The sequence below is a fragment of the Yersinia mollaretii ATCC 43969 genome (assembly GCF_013282725.1).
GTDB classification, from domain to species: Bacteria; Pseudomonadota; Gammaproteobacteria; order Enterobacterales; family Enterobacteriaceae; genus Yersinia; species Yersinia mollaretii.
Genome location: NZ_CP054043.1, coordinates 3,990,468 through 4,010,283, shown reverse-complemented (window position 1 = coordinate 4,010,283; position 19,816 = coordinate 3,990,468). Strand labels below are relative to the sequence as shown.

The window sequence follows — 19,816 nt, the reverse complement described above, 5'->3', positions numbered from 1 at the left end:
AGACCGAAAATGCTACCAATTACCTGAATGTGTTTCAGTGGGATACTATGTGTTACTAAATGTAAATTTAAGGGAACTTTGTGACTTAGATCGAACTTTAAAAAATGACAAAAGCCAGCTGAGCTGGCTTTTATTTATACAAATTAACAATTTTTTTCGAAATGACGAACTTAGAAGCTGGCATTTCTCGGCGTACGTGGGAATGGAATAACATCCCGAACGTTTTGGACCCCTGTTACATAGGAGATCAAGCGCTCAAATCCAAGGCCAAAACCTGAATGTGGTACAGTGCCGTAGCGACGCAGATCACGATACCACCAATAATCTTCTTTATTGAGGCCCATCTCTTCCAGACGTGCGTCCAATACATCTAAGCGTTCTTCACGTTGTGAACCCCCGATGATTTCACCAATCCCCGGTGCCAATACATCCATCGCAGCAACAGTTTTACCATCTTCATTCATACGCATATAGAATGCTTTAATGTCTTTCGGATAGTTTTTAACCACTACTGGTGCTTTAAAGTGTTTCTCAGCCAAATAGCGCTCATGCTCAGAAGATAAATCAATGCCCCAAGAGACGTCATTTTCAAATTTCTGACCTGATGCCTTCAGGATCTCAATAGCATCGGTGTAGTTCACTTGAGCGAAGTCAGAGGTAACAAAGCGTTGCAGGCGATCTAAAGCATCTTTATCTACGCGTTCAGCGAAGAATTTCATGTCATCAGCACGTTCGTTCAGTACCGCTTGGAAAACATACTTCAACATTTTTTCCGCCAAACCGGCGACATCATCCAGTGAAGCGAAGGCGACTTCTGGCTCTACCATCCAGAATTCAGCCAAATGGCGGCTGGTGTTGGAGTTTTCAGCACGGAAAGTGGGGCCAAAAGTGTAAACTTTAGATAACGCACTGGCGTAGGTTTCACCGTTCAACTGGCCGGATACCGTCAGGAAGGCTTCTTTACCGAAGAAATCCTCGCTGAAATCGACAGCACCAGTATCAGTGCGTGGCAGATTTTCCAGATCTAAGGTGGATACACGGAACATTTCACCGGCACCTTCAGTATCTGAAGCGGTAATCAGCGGTGTAGAAACCCAGAAATAGCCGTTTTCATCAAAGAAACGGTGAATCGCCTGCGCCAGAGTATGGCGAACACGGGCAACAGCGCCAATCAAGTTAGTACGCGGGCGTAAGTGAGCCACTTCACGTAAGTATTCGATACTGTGGCGTTTTGCTGCCATCGGGTAGGTATCGGGATCATCCACCCAACCGACGACTTTGATTGCCGTGGCTTGAATCTCAAAACTCTGGCCTTCACCCGGTGATGCAACCACAGTCCCAGTCACTTCGACTGAACAGCCAGTAGTCAGATGCAGCACTTCATCCTGATAATTAGGCAAAGTATTATTCACGACGGCCTGTAACGGGTCAAAGCAGGAACCGTCATAAACGGCAACGAAGGAGATACCCGCTTTAGAATCTCTCCGGGTACGCACCCAACCGCGTACGGTGACTTCACTGTCAACCGCAGCACGGCCTTGCAGTACGTCGACTACAGGCACTACGCTCATAGATTTCTCTCTTTAATAGTTTTGATATAGAAATAGTTAACAACCCAAGAAAATGGGGATGTTGCTATGTTACTTGCGACAGTGTAGGACACAAGTAGAAATCACCAGTTTAGTGCAACATTTCTGTGCTTATTTCTGAATAAAGGCAGCTCTAATCAGGGCGGGTGTTAATTGGGGGCATAGGCTGGCTTAAAAACGGGCAAGTAAAGAAAATAGCTGGGCAGTATTTACTACCCAACTATTCATCAATAAATACAAAAAACTATCAATAAATGCCAAAAAAACGGCGGCATAAACTAACTGGCTTTTTTGACCAAAGGCAGGGCAAAGGCTTCACGTAGCTCATCAACAAAAGCGGGGTCATGACAGATGGTTTTACCTGGGCTATCAGAAAGCTTAGCTACCGGTTTATGGTTACACTCAACCAACTTGATAACAATATTAAGCGGCTTAACACCAGGAATATCGCAGGTTAGGCGTGTACCAATACCGAATACCAATTGAATTCGTTGATAGAAATGGCGGTATAGCGATAACGCTTTTTCCAGATCAAGATTATCTGAAAACACCAATGTTTTGCTCATGGGATCAATACCGAGCTTCTCATAATGGGCTATCGCTTTTTCACCCCACTCGACCGGGTCACCTGAGTCATGGCGCAATCCCTGATAACGATTGGCAAAGGTTTCATCGAAGTCGCGTAAGAAAGCATCCATAGTAATACAGTCGGTCAATGCAACCCCAAGTTGATTTGGATACTCATCTAACCAGACTTGCAGTGCCACGCGCTGGCTGTTGGCTAAAACCGGACTTATCTGTTGATGCGCCTGAAACCACTCATGGGCCTGAGTGCCCACTGGCGTTAATGCTAATTTGCGTGCTAAATCATAGTTACTGGTGCCGACAAGATAAGGGAATTCATCTTTTAAGCTGTTGACGATGGCATGTTGTATTTCGCGAGAGAAACGGCGGCGAGTACCAAAATCCATTAACTTAAAGTGAGTAATATCAATATCAACACTGAGCGACTTAAATTGTTGCAGCTTACTGTGCAGTTGCTGGACGGCTTGAGCGGCCGAGATATGTACAGAGCGACGGCGATGGACGATTTCACTGATTACGGCGAGCAGAGGCACTTCCCATAAAATCGTTTCACACCATAGACCAGCAATACGAATCTCTAACTTACCTTTGTTATCCGATACGGTGACCTGCTCGGGGTTAAAGCGAAAAGTGCGTAGCCAACTCAGATAGTCAGCTTTAAAGAAGGGTAAACTGGAGAGGTAGAGATACTCATTATCAGTTAGCGCCAGTTGGCTCATCAATCCTATCTGGTGGCGAATTTCGTCAGCATATTCGCCCAACAGCTCATCACCACGGCAGCGAAATTCAGCGGCAACGGTAATATGGCGATAGCGATGGAACACAGCTTGCTGCATATGAAGCTTATATGCATCGGTATCAAGCAATGAAGTCAAAATCGGTGAGGCGTCTTGAGTCATGGCGCTATACAGCATCCTCGTAGCAGCATTTCCGTAGTCGGCATAAACCATAAAGTCACGGGAGTATACCGAGATTATCCTGTTATTGAAGCTTCATCACACCATAAATGCTAATCCGAGGTCTAGGTTTAAACGTGCCATTAGCTCTGAATTAGAAATGGCAGGTGGCTCTCTCCTTGAGCACTCCCCCTCACTGATACCACCAAAGGCTGCAACACTGGCATCCCGTGCGGGGAGAAACGTCATCAATGACAGGCAATAACAGCGTTACTGTTCAGCAATTACAAACCTATCATTGACTTGCGAACTGGCTCGAAAAATCCACAATCAGTGCTAAATTTGCCCTAATAGCACGGGTTCTCAACTAGGTTTTTCTAACATTTGTGATACATTGAAAAGCTATCTGAGTCTGGGGCGAAGTCAATGACAGCCATGTTCTTAAGCCCAATCAACTATCAATACAGACCTGATAATCATATTCACAGATGACGTCAAAAGGGTTTCTATGACACAACAGCCGCAAGCTAAATACCGTCACGATTATCGTGCGCCGGATTACACCATCACCGATATCGATTTGGACTTCGCACTGGATGCGCAAAAAACGACGGTAACGGCGGTCAGTAAAGTAAAACGTCAGGCAACCGAAGTGACACCATTGATCTTAAATGGTGAAGACCTCACGTTAATCAGTCTCAGCGTTGATGGGCAAGCATGGCCTCATTATCAGCTACAGGATAATTCGCTGGTTATTGAGCAATTACCCGCACATTTCACACTGACCATCGTCAATGATATCCACCCTGCAACAAACAGTGCGCTTGAGGGGCTCTATCTTTCCGGTGAGGCGCTATGTACCCAATGTGAGGCTGAAGGTTTCCGCCATATTACCTACTATTTAGACCGCCCTGATGTACTGGCCCGTTTTACTACCCGAATTACCGCCGACAAGTCACGCTATCCTTATCTTCTTTCCAACGGTAACCGCGTAGGACAAGGCGAACTGGAAGAGGGTCGCCATTGGGTCAAATGGGAAGATCCATTCCCAAAACCTTGTTATCTGTTTGCACTGGTTGCCGGTGATTTTGATGTCTTGCGCGATAAGTTCATTACCCGTTCTGGCCGTGAAGTGGCACTGGAGCTTTTTGTTGATCGGGGCAACTTAGATCGTGCTGATTGGGCGATGACCTCGCTGAAGAACTCAATGAAATGGGATGAGACCCGTTTTGGCCTGGAATATGACCTCGACATCTATATGATTGTTGCCGTTGATTTCTTCAATATGGGTGCCATGGAGAATAAAGGGTTGAATGTATTCAACTCAAAATATGTACTGGCAAAAGCAGAAACCGCGACAGATAAAGATTATCTGAACATTGAAGCGGTTATTGGGCATGAATATTTCCATAACTGGACGGGTAACCGAGTCACTTGCCGTGATTGGTTCCAGTTAAGTTTGAAAGAGGGGTTAACGGTATTCCGTGATCAAGAGTTCAGCTCTGATTTAGGCTCACGCTCTGTTAATCGAATTGAAAATGTGCGAGTCATGCGCGCGGCACAGTTCGCGGAAGATGCCAGCCCAATGGCTCATGCTATTCGCCCAGATAAAGTCATTGAGATGAATAACTTCTATACCCTAACGGTATATGAAAAAGGTTCAGAAGTGATCCGCATGATGCATACCTTGTTGGGCGAACAGCAATTTCAGGCCGGTATGCAGCTCTATTTTGAGCGCCATGATGGCAGCGCAGCGACCTGTGATGATTTTGTTCAGGCAATGGAAGATGCCTCTAATGTCGATCTCTCCTTATTCCGTCGCTGGTATAGCCAATCGGGCACCCCAATACTGACAGTTCGTGATGATTATGATGCTGAAAAGCAGCAGTATCATTTGCACGTTAGCCAGAAAACGTTACCAACCCCAGATCAACCTGAAAAACTGCCATTACATATCCCACTCGATATTGAGCTATATGACAGTAAAGGCAATGTGATCGCATTGCAGAGAAATGGTTTGCCGGTTCATCACGTGCTGAATGTGACCGAAGCGGAACAGACCTTTACCTTTGATAACGTCGAACACACGCCGATTCCATCTTTACTGCGTGAATTCTCCGCGCCAGTTAAATTGGATTATACCTACAGTGATCAGCAGCTCACTTTCCTGATGCAGCATGCGCGTAATGAATTCTCTCGTTGGGATGCGGCACAAAGCCTGCTGGCGACCTATATCAAGCTTAACGTTGCCAAATACCAGCAGAAACAGCCGCTGAGTTTACCCACTCACGTGGCAGATGCTTTCCGCGCAATATTACTTGATGAGAGTCTAGATCCTGCGTTAGCCGCACAGATCCTGACACTGCCTTCCGAAAATGAGATCGCGGAACTGTTTACTACGATTGATCCGCAGGCTATCAGTGCGGTGCATGAGGCGATTACACGGTGTTTGGCTCAAGCACTGTCCGATGAGTTGCTAGCTGTGTATGTGGCTAATTTAACACCAGTTTATCGTATTGAACATGGTGATATAGCCAAGCGAGCATTGCGCAATACCTGTCTGAGTTATCTGGCGTTTGGTGATAAAGAGTTTGCTAATAAGCTGGTCTCTTCACAATATCATCAGGCCGATAATATGACTGATTCGCTGGCAGCAATGGCAGCAGCAGTTGCAGCACAGTTACCTTGCCGTGATGAGTTATTGGCCGCCTTTGATGTACGCTGGAACCACGATGGCTTGGTGATGGATAAGTGGTTTGCACTGCAAGCGACTAGCCCGGCAGCGGATGTTTTGACTCAGGTGCGTGCTTTGCTTAAGCATCCGGCATTTAGCTTGAGCAATCCAAATCGTACTCGCTCATTGGTTGGCAGTTTTGCCTCTGGCAATCCAGCCGCATTCCATGCCAGCGATGGTAGCGGCTATCAATTCCTGGTTGAAATTCTCAGTGATTTGAATACTCGTAACCCGCAGGTGGCTGCTCGATTGATCGAACCCTTGATCCGCCTGAAACGCTATGACGCAGGGCGTCAGGCTCTGATGCGTCAGGCGCTGGAGCAATTGAAAACGCTGGAGAACTTATCCGGTGACTTGTTCGAGAAGATAACCAAGGCACTGGCAGCATAACACCCAGCAATGGCGCCCGTGGTTATATAGTGTCTGTGTTATATAGTACCTGTGGCTATATAAAAGACGCAGGGTAATGGCATAGGGTAATTAAGTGACTGACCATAATGAATCTGATTATTGGTCAGTCACATTATCGCCGCGCCGCAGTGAGAGGATAGAAATGCCCGCTTTGTGTCTTTATCTCGTCTTACCTGTAATAATTAACACTTTGTTATCAAGCTAGTGAAGCTTGCCACTCTTTGCATGGCTTTACTTAGCAAACGTTTACTTTCCTGAAAGATGAACTTACCATTCCTGCATCTATCCACAGGTTGGAAGTCGGTCAGCTAACTGCCGTGAATTTATATAGTCACATAAATTGAACGCCATTGGCTGTAAAACGACAGACTGAACACCCGCTAACGCTTTGTCGCTGGTCGCTTAGGAGATCACATGTACTATCCTCTCGTCAAAAAAGCACTATTTCAACTTGATCCAGAACGTGCTCATGAATTCACGTTTCGCCAGTTAAAACGTGTTACCGGTACACCGCTCGAATTTTTGGTTCGTCAGTCGGTGCCAACGAAACCGGTAAGTTGCATGGGGCTATCATTCAAAAACCCATTAGGTTTGGCAGCGGGTCTGGATAAGGACGGCGAGTGTATAGATGCACTAGGCGCAATGGGGTTTGGCTTTATCGAAGTAGGCACAGTGACACCACGACCACAGTCCGGTAATGACAAGCCAAGATTATTTAGGATCGTTGAGGCCGAAGGTTTGATCAACCGGATGGGGTTTAATAATCATGGGGTTGATAACTTAATTGAAAACGTCAAAAAGTCACATTTTGGCGGTATTCTAGGTATTAATATTGGCAAGAATAAAGATACGCCAGTAGAACAAGGCAAAGAGGATTACTTGATTTGTATGGATAAAATATATCCATACGCTGGATATATTGCGATTAATATTTCCTCACCTAATACACCGGGATTACGATCCTTACAGTACGGCGAAGCATTAGATGACTTGTTAGCAGCAATTAAAAATAAGCAAACTGAGCTGCGCGAACGACACAATAAGTACGTTCCGGTTGCAGTAAAGATCGCACCGGATCTTACAGAAGAAGAGTTGATCCAAATAGCCGACAGTTTAGTTCGCCATAATATAGATGGTGTTATTGCAACTAATACAACACTCGACCGCTCTCTCATTCAAGGATTAGATTATTGCGAACAAGCCGGTGGTTTAAGTGGCCGACCATTACAATTACGTAGCACTGAAGTGATTCGCCGCTTATCGCAAGAACTACAAGGGCGTCTACCCATTATAGGTGTCGGCGGAATTGATTCGGTTACGGCTGCTCGAGAAAAAATGGCTGCTGGTGCTTCTTTAATTCAAATTTATTCCGGATTTATCTTCCGTGGGCCAGGTTTGATTAAGAATATCGTCACTCATATCTAATTATTTATCTTCATTACAGGTCGGGGGGTTTATTTCTTCCTCCGGCTCGTCTATATTTTACTCCGGTAGATTAAATATACAGCGAAAGCCTCACATGAATTTAATCCCCCTCGATGGGTGAATACTCAGTTATTGAGTCAATGATGTTGGTAGCATGGCGAGAAGGAAGAATATGCGAATTAAACCAGATGATAAATGGCGTTGGTATTTTGATACCGAACACGACCGACTGATGTTGGATTTAGCCAATGGTATGATATTTCGCTCACGCTTCCCGTCTAAAATGCTGACCCCAGACGCTTTTGATGAATCTGCATTTTGTGTTGACGATGCTGCGCTCTATTTTGAATTTGAAGATCAATGTCGCCAAATTAATCTGAGCAATGAACAACGATCCGAATTGGTGTTAAACGCACTGGTCGCATTTCGTTACTTAAAACCGTTAATGCCCAAAAGCTGGTATTTTGCTCAACAGCCTAAATCTTTTGCGCCGCAAAATGCGGAGTTGGCTGTAGTCAAAGTATTAGATAGCGGAGAAGATGTTCGTTTGTTAGTGGTTGAATCAGGCGACTCTGCCAGCTTATGTTTATTAGCGCAGTCTCAGGTCATATTAGCTGGGCGTCAGCTCGTGCTGGGCGATGCGATAAAAATAATGAATGACCGCTTGTTGCCACTAGTGATTGAAGAGACTTATCCCGCCTCAGTCTTTGACCGGGCGGTCTAATATCCTCATCTTTTAAAAGACTCATTTACCTATAAGTGTAATATTGCCTTTAGGGATACAGCTGCAACAAAGAATAGTCCCATCATTGCCAATGGCACTTTGTTTTAACGGTGCAACCTCGCCATTCACTAATGTAATTCTGCAACTGCCACATATCCCAGCCCGGCATGAATAGGGAACACGGATATTCTGCTGTTCCAATTGTTCCAATAACACCTGCTGATTATTGCCATCAAAGCGGATGCCATTATATTCAATTGATACCGATTTGGATTGATCTTGTGGCGCATTAACGCTTTCAATCACTGTGCCTGCGGCATAGGGGCGTGGTGGTTTGGTTGACAGAATTTCGACTTCATCACCGACCCGAATAATACCGCTGTTTCTGGCCACCATATTTTGACCAAAATCGATATCGCCATTCTCCGCCGTTCGGAATGTCTGTAGTGTCCGTAATGGTTCGCCAGTGGGATGCTTCCGCCCGCGTTCAACGCTGACTGTCGTTAATACGCAGCGACTGCATGGCTTAACCAAATCAAAGGTAATATCGCCGACCCGAACCACTTTCCAACTGTCTTCAGCAAATGCACTGGCGCCGGTCACCACTAAATTGGGCCGAAATTGTTCCAGCTTAATACTGCCGGGACAACGTTGCTGTAACTCTTTAAAGGAGGCTTCGTTGATCAGCAGGTAAGGGAAGCCATCGGCAAAAGAGAGTGGAACTTCTGGCATGGGTTTTACCCGGCGGGTTAATTCCGTGCCAAGCCAGCGCAATTGCACTTCGCGCTGAAAATAACCACTGAGCCAGTTGTTGATATCGGCAGGGGCAATCAGCGCAGTAAAATGATTTCCCCAAACTTCGGTCGGTTCGGCATTGGCTAAAAAATCATTAAAGCGGATACTGGCACTCTCGCCATCGGGGGCGGTGAGGTATAAACCATCCGACATTAATGCCGGTGTAAACATCACCATCTTTGGATTCTGACGCGCAGTAATAAAAGTGCCATCCAGCTCAGTAATCATAAATACGCGGTCAAAGGCTAATCCACTGCTGCTGACTTGTGCATGAGAAAGCTGCAAACCGCGCATGGATTTCACGGGATGAACGTAGAGTCGAGAGAGGGTAATCACCATTGCCTCCGTGCGAGTATTAAATTTAGAAGGAGCAACTTTATGACAAGCCGCTGGGATTAGCTATAATGCGCAACAATTTTCTTTTTGGTGATAGTGCGATATGAACTCTCTGTTTGCCAGCACGGCGCGTGGACTGGAAGAACTGTTAAAAAGCGAACTCGAAGCGCTGGGCGCTCACGACTGTAAAATAGTACAGGGTGGGGTACATTTTCAGGGCGACGATCGACTCATGTACCAAAGTTTGCTGTGGAGCCGACTGGCTTCGCGCATCCTGTTACCGCTTAACGAATTTAAAGTTTACAGTGACTTGGACTTGTATCTTGGGGTGCAGGCGATTGATTGGCCATCCATTTTTGGCTTAGACAAAACCTTTGCCGTGCATTTTAGCGGCGTGAATGACGAAATCCGCAACAGTCAGTATGGTGCACTGAAAGTCAAAGATGCCATTGTGGATAGCTTCACCCGCAAGCTGGATCAGCGCCCGACGGTTGCCAAGCAGCAACCGGATATCCGCGTCAATGTTTTCCTGCAACGAGATATGGCCAGTGTGGCACTTGACCTGAGTGGCGAAGGCCTGCACCAGCGAGGCTACCGTGATCTGACCGGTCAGGCTCCGCTGAAAGAGAATCTGGCAGCGGCCATCATTCAGCGTTCTGGCTGGCAGCCGGGTACGCCAATGGTCGATCCCATGTGTGGTTCCGGCACCTTGCTGATAGAAGCCGCCATGATGGCATCTGATCGTGCGCCGGGTCTGCATCGGTCACATTGGGGGTTCACGGGCTGGAGTGCGTTTAACGAAGATCTCTGGCGAGAATTGACCACAGAAGCGCAAGTCCGCGCCCGCACGGGGTTGCAGGAGACCACCTCCCGCTTCTTCGGCTCTGATATTGACCGCCGAGTGATTGAGATGGCACGCGCCAACGCCCGCCGTGCTGGGGTATCAGAACTGATTACCTTTAATGCCAATGACGTCAGCAAGTTGGTGAATCCATTGCCCGAAGGGCCTGTGGGCACAGTGATCAGTAACCCGCCTTACGGTGAGCGTCTGGAAAGCGAACCGGCATTGATTGCACTGCATAATATGCTCGGTCGCATCATGAAAACCGCTTTTGGTGGCTGGCGCTTGTCACTGTTCAGTGCTTCGCCAGAACTGCTGAGTTGCTTGCAGTTACGCGCAGATCGCGAATTTAAAGCCAAAAATGGCCCGCTCGATTGTGTGCAGAAAAACTACCAGTTAGCGGCTAACCCGCAGGGCTCGAGTGGTTTACAGGTAGCAGAGGATTACGCCAACCGCCTGCGTAAGAATGTGAAAAAACTGGATAAGTGGGCCAAACAGCAGGGCATCGAATGCTACCGTCTGTATGATGCCGATTTACCCGATTACAATGTGGCCGTTGATCGCTATGGCAGTAAAGTTGTGGTGCAGGAGTATGCGCCGCCGAAAACCATTGATGCTCAAAAAGCGCGTCAACGTCTGTTTGATGTCATTAATGCCACGCTCGCAGTGTTGGATTTACCCTCAAATCAGTTGGTGTTGAAAACGCGTGAGCGCCAAAAGGGGAAAAACCAATATGAGAAATTGGCACAAAAAGGTGAGTTCCTATTGGTGAGTGAGTATAACGCCAAGTTATGGGTTAACCTGACCGATTACCTTGATACTGGTCTGTTCCTTGATCACCGCATCGCCCGTCAGATGCTGGGCAAAATGAGTCAGGGCAAAGATTTCCTGAACCTGTTTGCCTATACCGGAACAGCAAGCGTCCATGCTGGGCTGGGGGGGGCGCGGAGCACAACCACAGTAGATATGTCGCGTACCTATCTGGAGTGGGCTGAGAAGAACCTGCGGGTGAATGGCTTGACCGGTCAGCAGCACCGCTTGATTCAGGCAGACTGCCTCTCATGGCTGAGTAATACCGATGAGCAATTCGATGTGATCTTCATCGATCCACCGACGTTCTCCAACTCCAAGCGTATGGAGACGACCTTTGATGTTCAGCGTGATCATTTAGTGCTGATGAAAGAACTTAAACGGTTGCTGCGCCGTCAGGGGACAATCATGTTCTCTAACAATAAGCGTGGTTTCCAGATGGATTTGGCCGGGATAGAAGCCTTGGGGCTGGAAGCGAAAGAGATAACCGCGCAGACGCAATCCGAAGACTTTGCCCGTAATCGTCAAATTCACAACTGCTGGCTGGTGACTCACCGCCGCGAGGAAAAGTAAAAACTATGTCGTTAATTAGCATGTCCGGTGCCTGGCTGTCGTTCAGCGACGCGCCTTTATTAGATAATACTGAATTGCATATTGAGGCAAACGAGCGTGTTTGTCTGGTGGGCCGCAATGGCGCGGGTAAATCCACCTTACTGAAAATTCTGAGCAAAGAAGTTGCGCTGGATGATGGGCGTATCATTTATGAGCAGGATTTGATTGTGGCGCGTCTGCAACAAGATCCTCCGCGCAATGTGGCCGGTACAGTATTTGATTTTGTGGCAGAAGGGGTGCAGGAGCAGGCAGAACATCTGAAAGCTTATCATGCCACGCTGCACGACGTAGAGCTTGACCCGAGCGAGAAGAATCTGAATCGCTTGGCCGCCTTGCAGGAAATTCTTGACCATCAGGGCTTGTGGCAGTTAGATAGCCGCATTCAGGAAGTGCTGGTTCAGTTGGGGCTATCGGCTGATGCTGAACTGTCATCACTGTCGGGTGGTTGGTTACGTAAAGCGGCATTAGGTCGCGCACTGGTCAGCTCACCAAAAGTGCTGCTGCTGGATGAACCGACCAACCATTTGGATATTGAAACTATCAACTGGCTGGAAGGTTTCCTGAAAGATTTCCAAGGCAGCATTGTCTTTATCTCCCATGACCGTTCCTTTATCCGCGCAATGGCGACGCGTATTGTCGATCTGGATCGTGGCAAGTTGGTGTCATGGCCGGGTAACTATGAGCTGTATCTTGCCAGCAAAGAGGAAGCACTGCGGGTTGAAGAGCTGCAAAATGCAGAGTTTGACCGCAAGCTGGCGCAAGAAGAGGTGTGGATTCGCCAAGGTATCAAAGCACGACGTACTCGTAATGAGGGTCGTGTGCGCGCCTTGAAAGCATTGCGGATGGAGCGTTCAGAGCGCCGTGAAGTGATGGGTACGGCCAAGATGCAAGTCGAAGAGACCGTGCGTTCAGGCAAAATCGTCTTTGATCTGGAAAACGTCAACTATCAAGTTGATGGCAAAGTGCTGGTGAAAGACTTCACCGCGCAAGTTCAGCGTGGCGACAAAATTGCACTGGTCGGCCCGAATGGGTGTGGTAAAACCACCTTACTGAAACTGATGCTCGGTCAGCTTAAAGCCGACAGCGGCAAAGTGCATTGCGGAACCAAACTGGAAGTGGCCTATTTTGACCAGCACCGCGCGGAGCTTGATCCAGAGCGCACGGTGATGGATAACCTGGCTGAAGGTAAGCAAGAAGTGATGGTCAATGGCCGTTCACGCCATGTATTGGGCTATCTGCAAGACTTCCTGTTCCACCCGAAACGCGCCATGACGCCGGTGAAAGCACTGTCAGGTGGTGAACGTAACCGTCTGTTATTGGCTAAATTATTCCTTAAGCCAAGTAACTTGCTGATCCTTGATGAACCGACCAACGATCTGGATGTGGAAACACTGGAACTGTTGGAGGAGATGGTTGATAGCTATCAGGGCACGGTGTTGCTGGTGAGCCATGACCGTCAATTCGTTGATAACTCAGTGACTGAATGCTGGATCTTTGAAGGCAATGGTCAAATAAGCAGCTTTGTGGGCGGTTATTATGATGCTCACCAGCAGCGCGCTGAGGCAAAACCTATCCGTCAGGTGGCGGCGAAGGTTGAAGAGACCAAATCAGCACCGGTAAAAAGTAGCGCACCTGCGGCTAAAAAACCGGGCAAGTTAAGTTATAACTTGCAGCGTGAGTTGGATCAGTTACCTCAACAGCTAGAAACGCTGGAAAATGAGATCAGTGGGTTACAGGCTCAGGTCAGCGACTCCAATTTCTTCTCCCGCCCGCATGAAGAGACACAACAGGTTTTGAAAGCTTTAGCGGATGCCGAACAGGCATTAGAAGTCGCGTTTGGTCGTTGGGAAGAGCTGGAAGCTCAGAAAAACGGCTAAAAACGCACCGTCATTGTTCTATCAACTGACGTAATAGCTCACTTTATAATGATATTATGTCTATTGTTATATTACGCCTCTTGATAGAACGGTGTTCAGCTATGCCCTTCAATGATGAAGGGCATAAATAGCCGTAAGGAATGAGATATTGTGTTCTATTATTCAACTTGAGCACGGCGAGCACTCCGGGCAGACAGGGAATGTGATCCTGTGTCGGCAGTGCGACATGTCAGTGGCCTTACCCTCTCTGCCTTATGGCACCAAAGCGGTATGTCCGCGCTGCAAGACCACACTGACTGCGCGGTGGGACGAGCCTCGCAAACGGCCGGTGGGTTATGCAATCAGCGCACTATTTATGCTTTTACTGGCGAACATGTTCCCCTTCGTCAATATGCGTGTTGCGGGGATCACCAGCGAAATCACTCTGATCCAAATACCTCAAGTGATGTTGGCAGATGACTATGCCAGCATGGCAACACTCTTTATGGTGTTGGTGCAGTTGATACCTGCCTTCTGTATGGTAGCAATTATTCTGCTTTGCTTACGAGTTCGTATGCCAATCCGCTGGAAGGCATTGATAGCAAAGGTGTTATTTCAATTTAAAACTTGGTGCATGGTGGAGATCTTCCTCGCCGGTGTGCTGGTCAGTTTTGTCAAACTGATGGCCTATGGCGAAATTGGCATAGGCAGCAGTTTTATTCCCTATTGCCTATTCTGCGTGTTACAAGTGCGCGCTTTCCAATGTATTGACCGCCATTGGATGTGGCAGGATATTGCGCCGGCACCTGCGTTACCCCATCCCTTAATTCCGGGCCGCACGGGGTTGCGCCAAGGGTTACGCTCCTGTTCCTGCTGTACTGCCATTTTGCCGCAAGCGCAGGTAGAATGCCCCCGTTGTCATACACAGGGCTACGTCCGCCGCCGCAACAGTTTGCAGTGGACCATGGCACTGCTCGTCACCTCGATCCTGCTCTATATCCCCGCTAATCTGCTGCCGATCATGATCACCGAAAGTCTGGGTAGCCAAATGGGGTCGACCATCATGGCCGGGGTGATTTTCCTCTGGAGTGAAGGTTCTTACCCCGTGGCATTGGTGATTTTTATTGCCAGTATCATGGTGCCATCATTAAAAATGTTAGCAATCGGCTGGTTATGCTGGGATGCGAAAGGTAAGGGCAATACTGACACTGAACGTATGCATTTTATTTATGAAATCGTCGAGTTTGTTGGCCGCTGGTCAATGATAGACGTTTTTGTTATTGCAGTGCTCTCGTCATTAGTCCGTATCGGGCAGTTGATGAGTATCTATCCGGCGATCGGGGCGCTACTGTTTGCGATGGTAGTGATCCTGACCATGTTCGCTGCATTGACCTTTGATCCCCGGTTAACCTGGGATCGAATAAGTGACACAACCCAAAAGGAGCCGCAAGGTGACGGACAATAATCCCAGCCAGAATGTGGCGGAAATTGAAAAAATCAAGCGATGGTCTCCCGTGTGGATCATCCCGATTGTCACTGCGCTGATTGGCGCATGGATACTGTTTTACCATTTTAGCCATCAGGGTCCAGAGGTGGTCATGACCACACTGAATGCTGAGGGCATAGAAGCGGGTAAAACAAAAATAAAGAGCCGTAGTGTGGATGTTGGCGTCGTTGAGCAGGTCACGTTAAGTGAAGATCTCAACCATGTTATCGTGCAGGCGCGGTTGAATTCAGGCATGAATACCCTGTTGCACAGTGATACCGTATTCTGGGTGGTCAAGCCACAGATTGGCCGTGAAGGTGTTTCTGGCCTTGGAACGCTGCTTTCCGGTGCTTATATTGAGCTGCAACCCGGCAGCAAAGGTAAATCGTTAAGTGAGTTCACCTTGCTGGACTCTCCACCGCTGGCCTCTCCCGATGCCAAAGGGCTGCGCATCACACTGGATAGCGAGCAAGCTGGGCAGTTGAATGCGGGCGATCCGGTGTTGTTCCGTGGCTATCGAGTCGGTTCGGTGGAAACCAGCACTTTCGATGCTAAATCACGCTTAATGCGTTATCAGCTATTTATTGGCGCACCTTATGACAGCTTGGTCACCACCAATGTCCGTTTCTGGAAAGACAGTGGTGTGGCCGTCGATTTATCATCACAGGGTATGCGTGTCGAAATGGCATCACTGGCAACCTTGTTCAGTGGGGGAGTTAGCTTCGATGTCCCGGATGGTTTAGAACTAGGTAAGCCCATCACCACAGATAAGCCTGAGTTCAAGCTGTTTGATAACCGCAGCAGCATCCAAAACTCACTGTACACGGAACATGAGGATTTCTTGCTGTTCTTCTCCGATTCAGTCCGTGGTTTGCAGTCAGGTGCTCCGGTTGAGTTCCGAGGTATCCGCGTGGGAACTGTTGCGGATGTGCCATTCTTCACTGATGGGATGAAGCAGCGCGTTGATAATGATTTCCGCATTCCGGTACTCATTCGTATTGAGCCAGGCCGTTTCCGTAATGATTTAGGCCCGGATGCTAATTTCGAACAGATACTGAAAACCGCCAAAGAGCGCGGTCTGCGGGCATCATTGAAGTCGGGCAACTTGTTGACTGGCGCACTGTTCATTGATCTGGACTTCTATCCAGATGCCAAACCGTGGAAAGGGCCGCTGGAGGTGGCGGGTTATCCATTACTGCCAACAGTCAGTGGCGGTTTAGCGCAGATGCAGCAAAAAGTGATGCAAACGCTGGATAAGATTAACAATCTGCCGCTGGATCCGATGCTGAATGAGGTCACGAAAACGCTGGTTGAGAGTCAGAAAACCATGCGTGAGACGCAAAAAACGTTGGAGTCGCTGACGGCAATTACCGCCAGTCCGGCGATGAAAGATCTGCCACAAGATCTGCAAAAAACCTTGAACGAATTGAATCGCAGCATGAAAGGCTTCCAGCCTGGTTCACCGGCCTACAATAAAATGGTCGGCGATATGCAGCGATTAGATCAGGTCTTGCGTGAATTACAACCGGTATTGCGGACGCTGAATGAGAAGAGCAATGCGCTGGTATTTGAAGCGGCAGGAAGTCAGGACCCTCAGCCTAAGAAGGCCAAAAAATGATGAAATGGATGGCAGTTATCGCCGCGCTGTTACTCAGCGCTTGCAGCAGCGAACCCAGTAAAACGTATTATCAGTTACCGACAATGAGTGCACCTGTTACGGCCAGTAGCAGTGTGGCATCAAGGCAACTGTGGATTGAGCATGTGGGTGTTGCGGATTATCTCGCCGCGACGGGGGTGGTCTATCAAACTAATGATGTGCAATATGTGATTGCCGCCAACAACCTATGGGCCAGTCCGCTGGATCAGCAGTTGCAACAAACGTTGGTCACCAATCTGAGCTACGCGCTGCCGGGCTGGTTAGTCTCTTCCCAGCCGCTGGATAGTGATCAGGATGTCCTCAATGTGACTGTCACTGGCTTCCATGGGCGTTATGATGGCCGAGCCATCATCCGTGGTGTCTGGATACTGAAACATCAGGGGCAACTGATTAAGCAGCCATTCGATCTGGAGCTTAAACAGAGTGAAGATGGCTATGATGCTTTGATCCGCACCTTGGCTGCGGGCTGGCAGCAGGAAGCTGGGACAATCTCTGCTCAGTTGCAACGACTTAAATAATATATTGTTCTAAATCAGTCTAATCCTCTTTCATTAGCAATAATAATTTTGCTATGAAAGAGGATTGTCATTAAATATCAAAGTATTACCATCGCTCATCCCAAATCAATCACTTAGCGCATTCTACGTGCATAGCTCACAAATGTGACATTGGCGTGAATATTGCGCATTGCTTTTCTGTTTCTTAAGGACTATCACTTAACTGTGATTGCACATAAAGTGGTCACTGTTTTCTTTCCACCAGACCGAAAGATGAGGGAAACGAGGCATGAAGAGACAGAAAAGAGATCGCCTGGAAAGGGCGTTGTCACGTGGTTATCAGGCAGGTATTTCAGGGCGTTCAAGGGAAATTTGTCCCTATCAAGCTTTAGACGCTAGATCGCATTGGTTAGGAGGTTGGCGACAAGCCATGGAGGACAGGGCTGTGACCGCTTAAGCGGCTCTCTGTCAGACTAAGGGATAACCTCCGCTTTATGCGCATATTGCGGAGGTTGTTAATTACCCTTCGTCCTTGACGATGCAGCGTTGTTGGCTGCCTTAATTATCCTACCCAGCGTTTCAGCAAGATACTGGCATTGACTCCGCCAAAACCAAAACCATTTGAAAGGGCGTAGCTCATCTCATGTGGCAGAGCTTTTCCCGCCACGATATTCAGCCCCTTAGCCGCAGGGTCAAGATTTTCCAGATTCAGGGTTGCGGGCACGATTTGATCACGTAGTGCCAGCACGGTGAAAATAGTTTCCAGCCCACCAGCGGCACCTAGCAAATGGCCAGTGGCCGATTTTGTTGAGGTTACCGCTAAGGTATTACCCTCACCAAACAGATGCTTAATGGCGTTAATTTCGCCAAGATCGCCCACCGGGGTTGACGTTGCATGAGCATTTAGATGCTGAACTTGCGCGGGTGAAATCCCTGCCTGACGCAAAGCAATCTTCATCGCACGGTAAGCACCGTCGCCATCTTCAGCGCCTGAGGTCATATGGTAGGCATCGGCACTGGTACCATAGCCGACAATCTCAGCTAAAGGTTGCGCACCACGGGCCAGTGCATGCTCCAACTCCTCAATAATCAATAAACCGGCACCTTCACCCATCACAAAACCATCGCGGGCGCTATCGAAAGGACGTGAGGCTTTTTCTGGGGCATCATTTGAACCGGTTGATAATGCCCGTGCGGCGGCAAAACCCGCCAGACTGACTTTATCAATCGCGGCTTCAGCACCGCCACACAAGGCAACATCCGCTTCATGGTTACGAATTAATCGCACGGCATCACCGATGGCTTGCACACCTGCGGCACAGGCAGTGACTGGTGCGCCAATCGGGCCTTTGAAATGGTGCTTAATCGAGACGTGACCTGCGGCCAGATTCACCAAAAACGAGGGCACGGTAAAAGGGGATAGCCGCTTGGGTCCACGGCTGTCGGTGGTACGCACGGCATGGGCGATAGAGGGGAAGCCGCCAATACCTGAACCAATGACAGTGGCGGTACGGTCTTGCTTCTCTGAGTCATCTGCTTGCCAGCCTGCCTGAGCAATGGCTTCATCTGCTGCGGCCATCGCAAATTCAATGAAACGGTCCATTTTCTTTTGATCTTTTGGTGCGACAGCTTTGTCGGGATCGAAACCTGCTTCGGGATCAGCCGCGAGGGTGGGGACTTGCCCGCCAATTTTGGCCGGCAAATCGCCGACAATCTCATCGGGTAGCACACGAATGCCCGATTGCCCAGCGAGCAGACGGTGCCAAACAGTTTCGATACCACAGCCTAATGGGGAAACGACACCCATTCCTGTAATCACTACGCGGCGCATATTCATTGTTTTTCCTTTTGAGGCTCAATTGAGTGGGGGAGCTGCATAGCATCGACGGACTGCTTGCCATGCATGAGTGCCAACCGTTGATTAATTATATCGCTCCTGACGGAGCCTGCCGCAAGAGTGACATCTTGGGTGCGAATAGGTTGCCCGGTCTGTCTGTCTAGCAGTATGGGCTCGACAGGTGCGCCCGTTCGGCGATCCACCAGTACCACTGCGGGGCCTTCTGGCGCAAAATGCTGATTACCCCAGTGAAACAGAGCAGCAATAATGGGGAAAAAATCGCTGCCACGCTCGGTCAATAAATACTCATAGCGGGCAGGCCGAGGATTATAGAGTCGCTTCTCAAGGATGCCGCTCTCTACCAGAGACTTTAAGCGGCGGGTGAGAATGGTGGGTGAAAGTTGCAAACTTTGCTGAAATTCATCAAATCGTGTTAACCCCTGAAAGGCATCACGAATGATCAATATGCTCCACCACTCTCCTACTCGCTCAAGAGAGCGGGCTACCGGACAGGGGGTGTTTTCAAAGCGGGTTCTTTGCATACCACACTCACTTGATAACGGTGTATTTGGCTGGCCTTGGGGCTGACATTTAAAAAGGCTACCTAGTCAGAAATTGCTGACAAACCTATTTTATATCCCGGTGATTTGCGGGGGTGATTATATCGATAGGTGCTCCGACGGTTTACACCGTTACGACCCATTCGGCACATTTCCCCCACTAAT

At 48.4% G+C, this 19,816-nt stretch carries 14 protein-coding genes; 9 read left to right on the top strand and 5 right to left on the bottom strand.

The window, feature by feature from the left end:
* Positions 1-170: 170 nt before the first annotated feature.
* Positions 171-1,571 (bottom strand): asparagine--tRNA ligase, encoded by a 1,401-nt coding sequence (asnS, locus tag HRD69_RS17880; RefSeq protein ID WP_004873772.1) that lies wholly within the window; start codon positions 1,569-1,571, stop codon positions 171-173.
* A 296-nt stretch (positions 1,572-1,867) separates the two neighbouring features.
* Complete coding sequence (pncB, locus tag HRD69_RS17875; RefSeq protein ID WP_032813174.1) at positions 1,868-3,073, bottom strand: nicotinate phosphoribosyltransferase; 1,206 nt, start codon at positions 3,071-3,073, stop codon at positions 1,868-1,870.
* 505 nt (positions 3,074-3,578) lie between these two features.
* On the opposite strand from pncB, the gene pepN reads away from it, so the two are divergent.
* The 3 genes from pepN to HRD69_RS17860 all read left to right on the top strand — a co-directional run bounded on the left by pepN (position 3,579) and on the right by HRD69_RS17860 (position 8,364).
* Positions 3,579-6,194: an aminopeptidase N gene (gene pepN, locus HRD69_RS17870; protein ID WP_004873774.1), complete on the top strand. Its 2,616-nt coding sequence runs from the start codon at positions 3,579-3,581 to the stop codon at positions 6,192-6,194.
* 435 nt (positions 6,195-6,629) lie between these two features.
* The gene (gene pyrD, locus HRD69_RS17865) at positions 6,630-7,640 is read left to right on the top strand and encodes a quinone-dependent dihydroorotate dehydrogenase (protein WP_004873775.1); all 1,011 of its coding nucleotides are present in this window, start codon (positions 6,630-6,632) and stop codon (positions 7,638-7,640) included.
* A gap of 172 nt (positions 7,641-7,812) precedes the next feature.
* Positions 7,813-8,364, top strand: coding sequence for a cell division protein ZapC (locus HRD69_RS17860; protein WP_004873776.1), 552 nt, complete (start codon positions 7,813-7,815; stop codon positions 8,362-8,364).
* 21 nt (positions 8,365-8,385) lie between these two features.
* Here the strand turns inward: HRD69_RS17860 and HRD69_RS17855 are convergent, their stop codons facing one another.
* On the bottom strand, positions 8,386-9,498 hold the full coding sequence (locus HRD69_RS17855) for a YcbX family protein (protein ID WP_004873777.1): 1,113 nt from the start codon (positions 9,496-9,498) through the stop codon (positions 8,386-8,388).
* A 100-nt stretch (positions 9,499-9,598) separates the two neighbouring features.
* Between HRD69_RS17855 and rlmKL the strand changes: the two genes are divergently transcribed.
* The 6 genes from rlmKL (at position 9,599) to rmf (ending at position 17,711) form a co-directional block, all read left to right on the top strand.
* Positions 9,599-11,719 carry a bifunctional 23S rRNA (guanine(2069)-N(7))-methyltransferase RlmK/23S rRNA (guanine(2445)-N(2))-methyltransferase RlmL gene (gene rlmKL, locus HRD69_RS17850; RefSeq protein WP_004873778.1) on the top strand — a complete coding sequence of 707 codons (2,121 nt, stop codon included), beginning with the start codon at positions 9,599-9,601 and terminating at the stop codon, positions 11,717-11,719.
* A gap of 5 nt (positions 11,720-11,724) precedes the next feature.
* Positions 11,725-13,635, top strand: coding sequence for an ABC transporter ATP-binding protein (locus HRD69_RS17845; protein ID WP_032813161.1), 1,911 nt, complete (start codon positions 11,725-11,727; stop codon positions 13,633-13,635).
* 226 nt (positions 13,636-13,861) lie between these two features.
* Positions 13,862-15,079: a membrane integrity-associated transporter subunit PqiA gene (gene pqiA, locus HRD69_RS17840; protein WP_032813162.1), complete on the top strand. Its 1,218-nt coding sequence runs from the start codon at positions 13,862-13,864 to the stop codon at positions 15,077-15,079.
* Positions 15,066-16,718 carry an intermembrane transport protein PqiB gene (gene pqiB / locus HRD69_RS17835; RefSeq protein ID WP_032813164.1) on the top strand — a complete coding sequence of 551 codons (1,653 nt, stop codon included), beginning with the start codon at positions 15,066-15,068 and terminating at the stop codon, positions 16,716-16,718. Before pqiA ends, pqiB begins: the two co-directional genes overlap by 14 nt.
* On the top strand, positions 16,715-17,275 hold the full coding sequence (gene pqiC / locus HRD69_RS17830; protein ID WP_032813165.1) for a membrane integrity-associated transporter subunit PqiC: 561 nt from the start codon (positions 16,715-16,717) through the stop codon (positions 17,273-17,275). The genes pqiB and pqiC overlap by 4 nt, the downstream gene beginning before the upstream one ends.
* A gap of 268 nt (positions 17,276-17,543) precedes the next feature.
* The gene (gene rmf, locus HRD69_RS17825) at positions 17,544-17,711 is read left to right on the top strand and encodes a ribosome modulation factor (protein WP_005170911.1); all 168 of its coding nucleotides are present in this window, start codon (positions 17,544-17,546) and stop codon (positions 17,709-17,711) included.
* A gap of 105 nt (positions 17,712-17,816) precedes the next feature.
* On the opposite strand, the gene fabF is transcribed toward rmf, so the two are convergent.
* Entirely contained in the window at positions 17,817-19,091 is a 1,275-nt protein-coding gene (fabF, locus tag HRD69_RS17820; RefSeq protein ID WP_032813167.1) for a beta-ketoacyl-ACP synthase II, read from the bottom strand.
* Positions 19,088-19,633 carry a winged helix-turn-helix transcriptional regulator gene (locus HRD69_RS17815; protein WP_004873783.1) on the bottom strand — a complete coding sequence of 182 codons (546 nt, stop codon included), beginning with the start codon at positions 19,631-19,633 and terminating at the stop codon, positions 19,088-19,090. The genes fabF and HRD69_RS17815 overlap by 4 nt, the downstream gene beginning before the upstream one ends.
* Positions 19,634-19,816 lie beyond the last annotated feature (183 nt).